Origin of the sequence: Ruegeria arenilitoris (assembly GCF_013035315.1) — a bacterium.
GTDB classification, from domain to species: domain Bacteria; phylum Pseudomonadota; class Alphaproteobacteria; order Rhodobacterales; family Rhodobacteraceae; genus Ruegeria; species Ruegeria arenilitoris_D.
In genome coordinates, this window is record NZ_WQHP01000009.1 from 58,330 (window position 1) to 70,454 (window position 12,125).

Sequence of the window (12,125 nt, forward strand, 5' to 3'; positions counted from 1 at the left end):
GCCAAAGATCAATCCATTTCTCGCCCACCTGTTCAAGGTGGGCGAGTTACGTTCAGGCCGTTAACCGCCATCAAAGCTTGCCCGTCCTCATCGAAGAAGTGCAGCTTGTCGGTAGGAAAATGCAGACCAATCTGAGTGCCGGGCGTCAGGTCCGTATCTCCGTTCAGACGGACTGTGACCTTGTCCTCGCCGCCACAATCCACAATCAGGAAAGTGTCTGCACCCAGATACTCGATCACCTCGATGATGCCATCTGTTTGACCTTCACCTGCGGCACCGACCTGAATGTGCTCGGGGCGGATGCCAAGTTTTGTGGCCGCCCCGGATCGCGAAAACGGGCCGCTGCGACCGTGCTCCAGGCGGAAACTGTCGCCCTCGGTCGTGCAGGGTAGAATGTTCATCTTCGGGCTGCCGATGAACTGCGCCACGAACAGGTTGGCGGGACGTTCGTACAGCTCGCGTGGTGTACCGACCTGAGCGATCTTGCCGTATTCCAAAACTACAATCCGGTCGGCCAATGTCATCGCCTCGACCTGGTCGTGCGTCACGTAAATCATCGTGCGCTTGAGGCTTTGGTGCAGCTTGGCGATCTCATACCGCATCTCGACCCGTAGGGCGGCGTCGAGGTTGGACAGCGGCTCGTCAAACAGGAACGCCGTGGGGTCGCGGACGATGGATCGACCGATGGCAACCCGCTGCCGCTGACCGCCCGACAGGTCTTTCGGGCGTCGTTCCAGGAACGGTCCCAGCTTAAGAACCTCAGCCGCTCGGTTGACCTGTTCGGCGATGTCCGCCTTGGGGACACCGGCCACCTTCAGTGAGAAGCCCATGTTCTCGGCAACCGTCAGATGCGGGTACAGAGCATAGGACTGGAACACCATCGTCAGGCCACGCTTGGAGGGCGGGTGATCGGTGACATCGCTGTCATTGATCAACAGAGACCCGCGCGAGATATCCTCGAGCCCGCCGATCATGCGCAACAGGGTGGATTTACCGCAACCCGACGGGCCAACGAAGACGATGAACTCACCTTCTTCGATCTTGAGGTCCACGCCCTTAATCACCTGGGCCGAGCCGAACCATTTTTCGACTGATTTTAGTTCGATGCTACCCATCAGGCCCTCCCTGCCCAGTGAAGCCAGACCGCCGCCGTCCAGGTGAAGGCCTTTCCGCCTGCCGGGCTGCCGGTTTTGGGATCGAAGTACTCGGCGAAGCCAAATCCCGAGATCAGATCGCCTGTTTTTTGGCGCAACTGATCTGCTTGCTCGCTATGGCCCAAGTCCTGCAGTCCGAACCCGATCATCATGTTCATGAAGGCCCAGGTGGGGCCACGCCAATAGCGGCGCGCGTCGAACTTCGGCATGTCCGGATCATAGCTTGGAACGGGGTAGGGCACGGTTGCCAGCGTGGTTTTCAACCGTTCCAGCATCTTGTCCGACTCGATACCCGCATACCAGCACAGGTAGGACGCGTTCGAAACGCTGTCGGCCATCTCGCCGGTGTGCGCGTCGCGCGCGTCAAAACTGCCTAGCTCTTCATTCCAAAGGGAATGCGCACCGGCTTCCAGTTTTTCGATGTCTGCGCTGAGGCCTTCAGCGTCCAAGCCAAGCTGTTCGCTGATCACCAACAAGTCCCGCGCAGCGCGCAGCGTAGTGAAGGTCATCGTTGGATCGGCAACACGGAACGGGTTCAGCGTCAGCAGTTCCTGTTGATCCCAGCCCGCCTTTCGGCCGATTTGTACCAGCTTGATGTAGCGGTCATAATCGAACTTCGTCGGGCGATCCTCGCTGTTCACGTGGCTTGTGTCCCGGCGTTGGTACTCGCCCACGTCTGACGCATCCATGCACGCCATGGAGTTGTCCCAGTCAGGCGCGTTGTCGCGGCCTGCTTCCCACGGATGGGTGGTGCAGACGGCCCCAAACTCGTCAAGGCGCCATTTCATGATCCAGCGGTGCCAGGCCAGCAGCTTGGGGAACAGCGCTTTCATCCGGGCGTCTCCGAACCCGGTGTCCTGCTCCCAGATCTTGCGCGTCATCGTGGCCGCGATGGGCGGCTGGATAATGCCCGAGGACGGGATCGGACCATTGCAACCCCAGACATCGGGGCCGGGGAAATACCCCTCGTCCTGCTGGTGGAACAGGATATGAGGCACCATGCCATCATCCCATTGCCCGGTGAAAAGCGTCTCGATTTCCGTCCAGGCGCGGTCGAGGTCGAACTGGGCAAAGCCAAGCGCAGCTATCGCGCTGTCCCAGTTCCATTGGTACGGGTACAGCCCTTCGGTCGGGATGGTGTAGCCGCCACGATCATTGGCAATCAGGATGTTGCGCGCTTCGCGGTCGGGGTTCGTATGTTGGTTCATCTGTGTCATCCTTTGACAGACCCCGCTGTGAGGCCTTTGGTCATGAAACGTTCAAGCCCCAGGAACAGCGCCATGATCGGAACGGTGGCGATCACCGCACCGGCCATCAGGTGCTGACGGGGAATTTCTGAGGAGTTCAGCATCGTGACCCCTCGGGTCAGGGTGAACTTCGACGGATCGTCCAGCAGCATGAAGGCCAGCAGGAATTCATTCCAGGCGATCATGAAGACATAGAGCGACACCGACGCCAGCGCCGGCAGGCTCAGCGGCAGGGTGATCTTCCAGATCACTGCCAGACGGGACAGTCCGTCCATTAGCCCGGCCTCTTCCACCTCGGTTGGCAGACCGCGGAAGTATCCTTGCAGCATGTACAGCGCGACGGGGATCGTGGTGACCGGGTAGATCATCACGATGCCGAGGATCGAGTTGCGCAGGCCCGTTACCGAGAATGCAATGTAGATCGGCAGCGCCAGAACGATCATCGGCACCATGTAGATCAGCAGGATCGAACGTGAGAACGCCTTTTGCCCCTGAAACCGGAACCGAGCCACGGCATAGGCACCGGGGACGCTGAACAGCAGCGTGATGAACACGGTCAGGACCGAGACATAGAAGGAGGTCCAAAGGTAGGTGCCGAAATTGAAATCCTGGAACAGCTCGGTATAGCTGCGGAACAGGGCCGTGCCCTGAGACAGGTCGACCGAGAAATCCAACGGGTTCTGTAACAGCGCCTGTTGGGATTTCAGGCTGGTCATGACCATCACGTAGAAGGGGATGACCACGATCGCCGTGAAAAAGATGTAGCCGAAACCGGTGCAGAACCGGATGACCGCGTCCTCATATTCGTGGCGCGTCAGCTCGCCGAACGGGGTTTCTTTCAGGATCGCGGCCATCGACAGATGCATAACGACGGCAATCGCGATGACCGTGACCAGCACGGCCTGCAAAGACGTGTCAGAGCCGATCAGTACGGGCCCAAATCCGCTCAGGCCGGACAGGCCTAACAGGGCCGAGATGCCCAGTCGCGCAGGCGCACGTTGTTCTGGGAAACGGACGTAGACAAGGCCCGCCAATGCGCCCCAGATCAGGCTCAGCAAAACCTGCGGACGGAACGCATCGCCGGTTGAGAAAGACATGGTGATGGCCGCAGTGGTTGCGATCACCACCATCCACAATGCGCCCAGAACCGGGCCAGTTATATACCCTTTGCGCATCACAGACCCTCCTCTCGGCTGATGAAGCGGAAGAAGACGAAGCTGAAGGCAATCAGACACATCAGGATCACGACGGCGACGGCCGCACCCGCGCCGATGTTCGAGATTGCGAAAGCCTGTTCATAGACATTCACGGTCAGCGTGCGCGTGCCCGCATTGCCGCCGGTCAGCAGGAAGATGTCGTCGAACTTGTTGAACGTCCAGATAAAGCGCAGCAGGAACAGCACCGACAGGATGCCCAAAAGCTGCGGGATGCTCAGTAACCAGAACTTCTGGAACGGTGAGGCCCCGTCCATGTCCGCCGCCTCGTACATGCTGGAGTCGATGGACTGCATCCGCGCCAGAATGAACAGGAACGACAGCGGGAAATACCGCCAGATTTCGAACACGGTGACCATGATCAGCGCCAAAGGACGTTCGCCGAAGAAGTTGATCGGCTCGCTGCTCAGGCCCATCTGCACCAGCAATGCGTTGGCCGAGCCCGAGAAAGGATCGAACAGCGTGACCCAGGTGAAGGCAACGGCGATCACGGGGGCGACGTAGGGGAACAGGTACAGACCTCGGATAAAGCCCTGGCCCTTGAAGCTCTTGTTTAGAAGAAGCGCGGCGAACAGGCCCATGACCAGCGCGCCGATCGTGCCGAAGACCGTGTAGAACAGCGTGACCCACAGGACGCCCCAGAACTCATCCCCGTCAAACACGCGGGCATAGTTTTCAAGGCTGAATTCAAAGTTGGTCAGAACGCTGGACCCGCTGCCGGTGACACGCGGTTCGGACCCTTCCACAGCATCTTCGAAAGCGTCAGGGTCGCCGTCGATGGTGACAGGAACCCGGATACGTTCGCGTTGACCGCCTTCCAGCGTGCCAAAGTCACAGAACAGCTCTTGCCCGTCCAGAACACAGGGTTCGATGATCTCACCGGCGTTAACGCCGTCCGGCAAGACATCGGTCAGTGTCACGCCGTCAATGGCGATTTCCTGACTGGAATTGCGCAGGCGGTATTCGATCCGCAGATCGTCGCCAGATCCTCGCAAACTTTCGCGTACAACCGGGGCCGGCGGGCGCAGGTCAGATAGGGTAAAGGGTTTGAAGCTGATCCAGATGATCGCCAGAAGGGGCAGGATCACAACCAGCGACACACTGATAATGGTCGGAGCCAGCAGCGCCCAGGCCAGACGCGCCTCGCGTTTGGCTAACGCCCCGGTTCCGGTCGGTGGGGTGGCCGAAGTCATGGGGTACCTCGAAGGGTTGGGTGCAGCGGCGCGACCGCCGCTGCAGATGCCAGTGAGTGGTGGCGTTACTCGACCTTGGCGAGTTCTTCATTCATCGCCGCAACGGCTGCGGCGGCGTCAATCTCATCATCGATATACTGACGGACGACGCGGTTGATCGCCTGGCTGTTGATCATCTTCGATGCCAGTGCCAGCTGACCTTCGGCCACGCCCCAACGCTGAGCGACGTCCAGGCCGCCGACGATCTCGTCGATCATAGACTGTTCGTACAGCTCACCCAGCGGTGCCTTGCGGTCGACGCCTACGGGCAGTTCGGACCAGGCCTCAGAGAACGCAGTCGGATTGTCCGCATTGCCGCGACGCACTGGGAATTTGCCCTCGGGCGCAATCGCCAGCGTCTGGGTATAGCCGTCATCCATCGCGAACTTCACGAATTCCATCGCCGCATCGGTGTCCGCGTCGTTTGTGATGCCAAAGTAACGGACGTCACCCCATGCCGCGCCATCGGGGTTCGACGGGCCGGACAGTTTGGTTACGATGCCGGTTTTGCTGGCCAGATCGCGTGAGGTCGGGTCGTCATTGATGGTTGGCGGAGCACTGTCCCGCAGACCGGCCAGTTCATCCAGAATGAAGGGCGACCAAATGATCATCGCGGCCTTGCCGTCAAAATACAGCTCGCGCGATTGCTTCCAGAACAGTTCACCCGGAGGAGACGCCTTGGAGATCGCTTTGTAGAAATCCAGAACCTCGGTGGTCTTGGCTTCGTCCAACGGTTGGAACCCGTCGGGACCAACGGGCGAAACGCCATTGGCCAGGAAAACATGTTCCAAAACCTGGCTCATGAAGTTTTCGTCCACCTTGGTGGCCGAGACAAAGCCATACATCTCTGGCGGGTTGTGCAGTGCTTCCAACGCGGCCTGAATGTCGGCAAAGCTGTCGGGTGCTTCCAGACCGGCTTCGTCGAACAAGTCTTTGCGATAGACCACCATCTGGGTCCAGCCGTCGACCGGAACAGAGGCCGTTTCACCGTTGAACGCCGCCATACCCAGCGCGCCCGGTGCAAACGTATCGGCACCCAGTTCTTCGATCACCTCAGAGGCCGCTTCGGTGTCCAGGATACCGGCTTCGGCCCAGGGCAGGGCGTATTGCAGCGGGTGGTAAACCACATCCGGCAGGTCACCAGCAGCAAAAGCAGCGGTGGCGCGCGTGCCCAGATCGGTTTCTGTAACCGGGATCACCTCAACCGTGGTACCGGTTTCGGCCTTGAACTGGTCGGCCATCTCTTGCTGCTTCGCCAGACGTTCGGGCTGTTCCTCGGTGGTCCAGAAACGGATTGTGTCCGCCTGCGCAGACACGGCAGCCAGCACCAGCGCCAGCGATGTGCCCAGCATCAAGCGCGATGCTTTAGGTGTGAGTTTCATAGTCGGTTTCCTCCCCGGTTATGATCGTTGGATTAGGTTGATTTTTCGCGCCAGTGCCTCGGGTGTCAGCCGGGGTGGCCCGTCGGATTCGCGTGCGATAAGCACGGCGTTGCTAAGTTCGCGCAGGGTTGCGGGCTCTTCACCTCGGGTTTGGCGGATCAGAAGTGTGGCCAGGCGCTCTCCGGCGCGTCTCGAATCCACGCTGAACGTTGTCAGTCCCGGATTTACGTATTGGCATTCGGGAATGCCGTCATACCCCACGATAGACACGTCATGCCCGATCTCCAAACCCAGCTCGGTGCAGACAGGATAACATCCCAGCGCCGCCAGATCGGTGGCACAGACAATTGCCGTTGGTGGGCTGGGCAACTGCATCAAGGCCCTGGCTTCGGCAGCACCTTCCTCGCGTGTTCGCGCGCCTTCGCGTACCAGGTCCGGGTCCATTGTCAGACCCGCGGCCTGCAGCCCCTGCAAGTATCCGTCGCGGCGCAGGCGGCTATAGTTGAACTTGGGATCGCTGCCGATATACGCGATGCGGTGGTGCCCAAGATGGGCCAGGCGGGTCACGGCATTCTCGGTTGCTGTTTCACCCGAAATATCAAACCACGAGATATCGTCCTGCGGGTCCGTTTCGCCGTATCCGGTGCGGCCATAAAGAATGAAGGGAACTTTCAAGTCGCGCAAATAATGGACGCGCGCATCGTCGACCTCGGTTCGGGGCAGGATGAACCCATCCGCTTTACGTTCCTCGACCAGCCGTCCCAACACGTCCAGCATGTCCTTTTCGGACTTTGCAGTCGAGATTGTCATTGTCCAGTCAGAGGTGCTGGCAGCCTCGCAGGCACCTGCAAGAAAGTCCTGAAGGAACGGGTTGTTCCGGTCCGGTTCCCAGCTGTTGATAACCATCGCAATCGCGCGAACCCGGCCGGTTCGGATCGCCTGCGCGTGGCTGAGGGGGCGATACCCCATTTTCCGCGCAGTTGCTTCGACCCGCTTCCTGGTGGTGTCCGAGATGTCCGAGTACCCGTTCAAGGCCCGCGAGACGGTGCTTTTTGAAAGCCCAAGAATGTCCGCAAGCTGGTCCAGCTTAACGCGCCCCGAAGCCGGGGTTTGCCGAAGCGATGATTGTCGCTTTTGCGGTCTTGGATTCGTCATCATGTCATATTAGTTTGCTCCGAAACCGGTTTCGGCAACGAAAAAGTTTAGAAATTTGCAGCAGCCGGCCGCTATCTTGCACAAATTGTCAGCAAGAGTTGGATCTATTCAGTGCAAACTTGGAAAGGCCAGCGTGGTTACCAGAGGCTTTTCTGGGACAAGTGACCCGGATGCGTTGTTTCAAGCGTCCGTTCTGGCGCTATTGGTCGGCAAGGGTGTTTTTCCCGATGCGCTTGCAAAAGCCAGTAGCTGGCGGTTGAACTCCGCGGCGCGTTCAATGTTGACCAGATGACCGGTGGCCGGAAAACGGTGCCATCTGACGTTCGGAAGCGTTTTTTGCAAAAATGCGTTCGTTTCTGCGACCAAGTAGTAATCGTCGTCCCCGGTGATCAGCATAACCGGTTTGTCAAACGCCTGAAGTCGCGCAGTGTCCTCAAACAGAGAACGTCTGTTCCAGTGCAGGGTAGATAGAACGTGGGCTGCCCCTTCGGCCGACTGCCCGCGCAGATTGCTGGCGTAAACCTCCCAACCTTCGGGGTCGTCTTTAATGAAAGACTGATAAGCCGGGTCGTCTTCAAGAACCTCGACCGCGCCATCCCCGCCGCGTTCCTCGCGCAAGCGGATTTCGTGCCCGATCCAGTTGCTGCGATAGCTGGCCTGTTCGGCCGGATCGCGCGGGCCAGAGCTGTTGCCCACCAAAGTCAGGCTTGTGACCCGATCTGGGTGATTCAACGAAAAGTCCAAACTTGTGAAGCTGCCCATTGAGGTGCCGACAAAGTGCGCTGTCTCAAGCCCAAGATGGTCTGCCAATGCCAAGAGGTCGTTGGTGGACTGGCGCTGCCCGTATTGATCGCGCTCCGAAGGAACCGCCGAAGGCAGAAACCCGCGGGCGCAATAAGTGATACAGCGAAAGGATTGCGACAGAACCGGAATTTGGCGATGCCAACTGCGGTAATCGCCGCCGAATTCGTGAACGAAAACGATCGGCTCACCAGTGCCGGTTTCTTCATAAAACAGTGTGATGCCGTCGGCGGTTTGGAATTCGGCCATTTGGGGGTCCTGTCGGAATCGCAAGAAGTAGTTGTTAGCGGGTCAAAGCCGCGATCGCCTCGGCATCATAGCCCAATTCAGCCAGAACCTCGCCAGTATGTTGGCCAAGCTCTGGGGCTGGGCTTTCCTGGAGGGTGGGGTCGGCAATCGGGTTGCGGACAAACCGCATGTCGCGACCGTTGGTGTGCACCGTTGAAAATGCGGCGTATTCTTCGGAAATGGGATTTTCTGCGATGGTTTGGATGTTTTCCACCATCGAACAGGGAATGGCATTGTCGATGAGAATCTGAGTCCAATGGGCTGCCGTGCGCTGTTTCAAATGTGCGCTCAGAACGTCGTCCAGTGCGTCACGATTGGCCAGCCGCGCCTCGTTCCCCTGAAACCGCGTGTCATCCAATAGCTCTTCATACCCGATGGCTTTGCAGAACCGCGGCCAGTCCTTGTCGCTACCCAGGCCGATGACAATGTCGCGGTCCGCGGTTGGATAGGGTTCAAAGGGTGTCATGGACGGGTGGCGCGACCCGATCGGCCCTGGCACGATCCCTGCGTTCAGGTATCGGGCAAAGGCGTTTTCCAGACACACCCACTGGCAGGCCAGCATGGACACGTCCAGATGGCTGGTATCGCTCGCCCCCTTTGCGTCGCGTTCATAAAGGCGCTGAAGAATGCCGATGGTGGTGAACAACGCCGCCGAGATGTCGCCGACCGAAAATCCAACGCGTGTCGGCTGGCCGCCCAATTCACCATTGATGCTCATCATACCACTCATGGCCTGCACAACGATGTCATAGGCAGGCCGATGCGAAAGACTGCCCGTCTGGCCAAAGCCGCTGATCGAGGCAGAGACGAGGCGAGGGTTGATCCGTTTCAGATCGGTATCGCTGCATCCAAGGCGATCACGCACGCCCGGACGCATGTTTTCGACGAACACGTCTGCCGTTGCCAGTAGTTTATGCAGAGCCTCTTTGCCTTGGTCGGTTTTCAGGTCCAGCCTGACCGAGCGCTTGTTGCGGTTCAGGGATGCAAAGTAGAGGCTGATGTCGTCTTCAAACGGCGGAGTGGTGCGGGCGAGATCTCCGGCCGGGTTTTCCACCTTGATAACGTCGGCACCCATGCTGGCCAGCAGCCAGGTGCAGAATGGTCCGGATAAAACAGACGTCATGTCGACGACGCGGATGCCTTTCATCGTTCATTCCTCCCGAGCATGGCCTTGAGCGTTTTCAGATGTGTATTGCTTGCGGCCAGCGCTGTTGCGCACAAGGTGCGACAGATTTCCTCCAGAGAGTCGTTGGCAACCATGTAGTCCACCAGCCCCCACGCGAGGGCATCCCGTGCACTGACTGTGTCGCCTCCCAACAGGATTGCAGCAGAACGTCCCGGACCGACAAGCGCTTGCAGCCGGTCCACATCATATTGGCCGGGCAGCACATTGTTCTTGAGTACCGGATAAGAAAACCGCGCCTCAGGAATGCAAACGCGGATGTCGCACCCCAACGCCAACGTAAGCCCGCCCCCCATGCAAGGTCCATTGACAGCGGCCATAGTTATCACCGGAATTGCGTGCAGCGCCCGCGCCATGTCCTCCCAGAGGTCTGGCCCGTCCGTTTCCTCATAAAGCGTATTCAGGTCCGCGCCTGCACAGAACACGCGCCCACCCGCGCCTGTTATGACTACTGCGCGCAGTTGTTCATTGTGGGCGGCGTCTTGAAAGATGCGGGTTAGCACGACCAGCATCTCAGGCGTCAGCGAGTTGGCTTTTTCGGGCCGGTTGATGGTGACCGTAAGGCAGGCCCCTTCCGTTTGGGTCAGAATCAGATCGTCGCCACTCATGACCGGTACTCCGCCGCCGTCCGGTCAAGCATCCGGATCAGCGCTGGCCATTGGACGTCGCCATGCGGTCCGTTTGCCGGAGACCCCCAATCGTGCAGGGCGCTCATCGCGTCGTCGGTTATTCGGATCGGCTTGTCGGTTGCGGCAAGGATGTTGACCTGAATTTTACATGCCATTTCAAGGTAATAATGGTAGATAAATGCTTCGGCTGCTGTGCGTCCGACCACAAGCAGGCCGTGGTTTTGGAGGAGCATTGCGAAGTCGCTGCCCAAGTCGCGAGCCAGAAGGGCCCCTTCATCCTCGACTGCGGTCGAGTCCTGATATGGATGGCTCGACAGAGTGCCCAACACAAAACCGGCATGCTGGGACAGCGGCAACAACCCATCGGGCATGGCGGAAACGGCGACACCTGCACGAGTATGGCTGTGGATGATGTAATTCACGTCGGGTCGCGCCGAAAGGATGCCTGAATGGATAATGTGCCCAGCCAGGTTTACGATCTTTCCGCTGCCTGGCTTGTCGTCCACCGCGCGTCCGTCAAAAGACATGCGCGTCAGGTTCGAGGCCGTGATTTCGTCGAACATCAGGTCATGCGAGTTCAAGAGATAATGGTCAGGATCGTCCGGCAGGCGCGCTGAGATATGGGTCGATGTCAGGTCGGTCCAGCCGTAGTGATGAGCCAGACGATAGAGCGCGGCCAAATCCTGGCGGATCAGGTTGCTCATCCTGTCTCTCCCAACGCATCACGATAAAGATTGTGGAAATGGCGCAGGCCTACTTCGCTCATCGCGCCGCATCCGTCGCCGATAACATAAGGTCCGGGCTCGAATGCGCGGCTTTGCATTCCTTTCTGAATCTTCGATACCACGACCTCGTCTTCGGCGCCCGTGGTTTCCTTGTGTTTGTGCATCAGGGTGATCACATCCTCGTCCGCGATATCACCGCTCGAGAACCAACGATAGCGGTAGATCGTCTTGTTCCAGGCAACAGGCAGGAATTGCCGGATGGTGAAATAGCCCCCCGGATAGCAGCACATCGAAACGTTGGGGAAGATCCAGTAGGCACCATAGTCATCCGCGCGCGGGCTGGCCGTAAGGTCGTAGTCATACTGTTTTTCGTTTTTCGTTTGCGCCTTACCATCATGCCATATGGTCTTGCCGCGCGGCACGGTGGTGTACCCGTCCATTTCGAGCACGCCATGGGTCAGCGAACTCGCGTGTACGGTCGGGCAGTGGTAGCATTCGTTGTAATTCTCGACCGAGAGCTTCCAGTTGCTGTCATGTGCAATCTCGGTCTCGCACACAAACTTCAGCTGGGTCGGGTCGGGGTGAAAGCTCAGCAGGTTTTGCTTGTATTCTTCTAAATCCGGGGCCATGGCGTTGGCGTTCTCATCCAGATTGACAAAGACAAAGCCGCAGAATTCCTCGACCCTAATCTTGCGCAAGTTGATCTGATCGCAGGTCAGCCCGTCACTCTCAACCGAGCCCGGCGCGCGTCGCAATCGTCCGTTAACTTCGTAAGTCCAGGCATGGTAGGGGCAAACCAGCACTCTTTTTCCTTTGCCGGTTCCCTCGACCAGCGGGTGACCACGGTGGCGGCAGATGTTGTAAAACGCATTTATTCCGCCATCCGGTTCGCGAATGACAAAGATATCCTCGTCTACGATTGTGAACGTTTTAAAGTCGCCCGGGTCGGCGATTTCGGATACGTGGCACACGCATTGCCAAGTGCGGAAGAAGATCCTTTCTTTGTCGATCTCGAACCAATCCGGCTGGGTATAATACTGGGCCTGCAGTGGTGTATCACCTGGCATCTGTTCCCCCACAAAGTCGCGTTCTTTTCGCTGCCGAGCATTAGTCTG

The 12,125-nt window shown here is 58.5% G+C and carries 11 protein-coding genes; all 11 read right to left on the bottom strand.

Annotated elements, in window-relative coordinates; all coding sequences use genetic code 11:
- Positions 1-32: 32 nt before the first annotated feature.
- A complete protein-coding gene (locus GOV53_RS17625; protein WP_170468809.1) occupies positions 33-1,115 on the bottom strand; it encodes an ABC transporter ATP-binding protein in 1,083 nt (360 codons plus the stop codon).
- Entirely contained in the window at positions 1,115-2,362 is a 1,248-nt protein-coding gene (locus GOV53_RS17630; RefSeq protein WP_367648795.1) for an MGH1-like glycoside hydrolase domain-containing protein, read from the bottom strand. The genes GOV53_RS17625 and GOV53_RS17630 overlap by 1 nt, the downstream gene beginning before the upstream one ends.
- Before the next feature lie 5 nt (positions 2,363-2,367).
- On the bottom strand, positions 2,368-3,576 hold the full coding sequence (locus GOV53_RS17635; protein ID WP_170468815.1) for a carbohydrate ABC transporter permease: 1,209 nt from the start codon (positions 3,574-3,576) through the stop codon (positions 2,368-2,370).
- Positions 3,576-4,808, bottom strand: a complete 1,233-nt coding sequence (locus GOV53_RS17640) for a carbohydrate ABC transporter permease (RefSeq protein WP_170468818.1) — start codon at positions 4,806-4,808, stop codon at positions 3,576-3,578. Before GOV53_RS17640 ends, GOV53_RS17635 begins: the two co-directional genes overlap by 1 nt.
- 65 nt (positions 4,809-4,873) lie before the next feature.
- Entirely contained in the window at positions 4,874-6,229 is a 1,356-nt protein-coding gene (locus GOV53_RS17645; protein ID WP_170468819.1) for an ABC transporter substrate-binding protein, read from the bottom strand.
- An 18-nt stretch (positions 6,230-6,247) separates the two neighbouring features.
- The gene (locus GOV53_RS17650; RefSeq protein WP_254439324.1) at positions 6,248-7,387 is read right to left on the bottom strand and encodes a LacI family DNA-binding transcriptional regulator; all 1,140 of its coding nucleotides are present in this window, start codon (positions 7,385-7,387) and stop codon (positions 6,248-6,250) included.
- Positions 7,388-7,564: 177 nt separating this feature from the next.
- Complete coding sequence (locus GOV53_RS17655; protein WP_170468822.1) at positions 7,565-8,434, bottom strand: alpha/beta fold hydrolase; 870 nt, start codon at positions 8,432-8,434, stop codon at positions 7,565-7,567.
- Between the two features lie 34 nt (positions 8,435-8,468).
- A complete protein-coding gene (locus tag GOV53_RS17660; RefSeq protein WP_170468825.1) occupies positions 8,469-9,620 on the bottom strand; it encodes a CaiB/BaiF CoA transferase family protein in 1,152 nt (383 codons plus the stop codon).
- Complete coding sequence (locus GOV53_RS17665; RefSeq protein WP_170468828.1) at positions 9,617-10,264, bottom strand: enoyl-CoA hydratase/isomerase family protein; 648 nt, start codon at positions 10,262-10,264, stop codon at positions 9,617-9,619. Before GOV53_RS17665 ends, GOV53_RS17660 begins: the two co-directional genes overlap by 4 nt.
- Positions 10,261-10,989, bottom strand: a complete 729-nt coding sequence (locus GOV53_RS17670) for a class II aldolase/adducin family protein (RefSeq protein ID WP_170468831.1) — start codon at positions 10,987-10,989, stop codon at positions 10,261-10,263. Before GOV53_RS17670 ends, GOV53_RS17665 begins: the two co-directional genes overlap by 4 nt.
- Positions 10,986-12,077, bottom strand: a complete 1,092-nt coding sequence (locus GOV53_RS17675; protein ID WP_170468834.1) for an aromatic ring-hydroxylating oxygenase subunit alpha — start codon at positions 12,075-12,077, stop codon at positions 10,986-10,988. Before GOV53_RS17675 ends, GOV53_RS17670 begins: the two co-directional genes overlap by 4 nt.
- Between the last annotated feature and the right edge of the window lie 48 nt (positions 12,078-12,125).

What these genes read in the sequence shown, in the direction of transcription:
- GOV53_RS17655 (WP_170468822.1), bottom strand. Translation starts at nt 8,434, where the DNA reads ATGGCCGAATTCCAAACCGCCGACGGCATCACACTGTTTTATGAAGAA.
- GOV53_RS17665 (WP_170468828.1), bottom strand. Translation starts at nt 10,264, where the DNA reads ATGAGTGGCGACGATCTGATTCTGACCCAAACGGAAGGGGCCTGCCTT.
- GOV53_RS17670 (WP_170468831.1), bottom strand. Translation starts at nt 10,989, where the DNA reads ATGAGCAACCTGATCCGCCAGGATTTGGCCGCGCTCTATCGTCTGGCT.
- GOV53_RS17635 (WP_170468815.1), bottom strand. Translation starts at nt 3,576, where the DNA reads ATGCGCAAAGGGTATATAACTGGCCCGGTTCTGGGCGCATTGTGGATG.
- GOV53_RS17625 (WP_170468809.1), bottom strand. Translation starts at nt 1,115, where the DNA reads ATGGGTAGCATCGAACTAAAATCAGTCGAAAAATGGTTCGGCTCGGCC.
- GOV53_RS17645 (WP_170468819.1), bottom strand. Translation starts at nt 6,229, where the DNA reads ATGAAACTCACACCTAAAGCATCGCGCTTGATGCTGGGCACATCGCTG.
- GOV53_RS17650 (WP_254439324.1), bottom strand. Translation starts at nt 7,387, where the DNA reads ATGATGACGAATCCAAGACCGCAAAAGCGACAATCATCGCTTCGGCAA.
- GOV53_RS17640 (WP_170468818.1), bottom strand. Translation starts at nt 4,808, where the DNA reads ATGACTTCGGCCACCCCACCGACCGGAACCGGGGCGTTAGCCAAACGC.
- GOV53_RS17675 (WP_170468834.1), bottom strand. Translation starts at nt 12,077, where the DNA reads ATGCCAGGTGATACACCACTGCAGGCCCAGTATTATACCCAGCCGGAT.
- GOV53_RS17660 (WP_170468825.1), bottom strand. Translation starts at nt 9,620, where the DNA reads ATGAAAGGCATCCGCGTCGTCGACATGACGTCTGTTTTATCCGGACCA.
- GOV53_RS17630 (WP_367648795.1), bottom strand. Translation starts at nt 2,362, where the DNA reads ATGAACCAACATACGAACCCCGACCGCGAAGCGCGCAACATCCTGATT.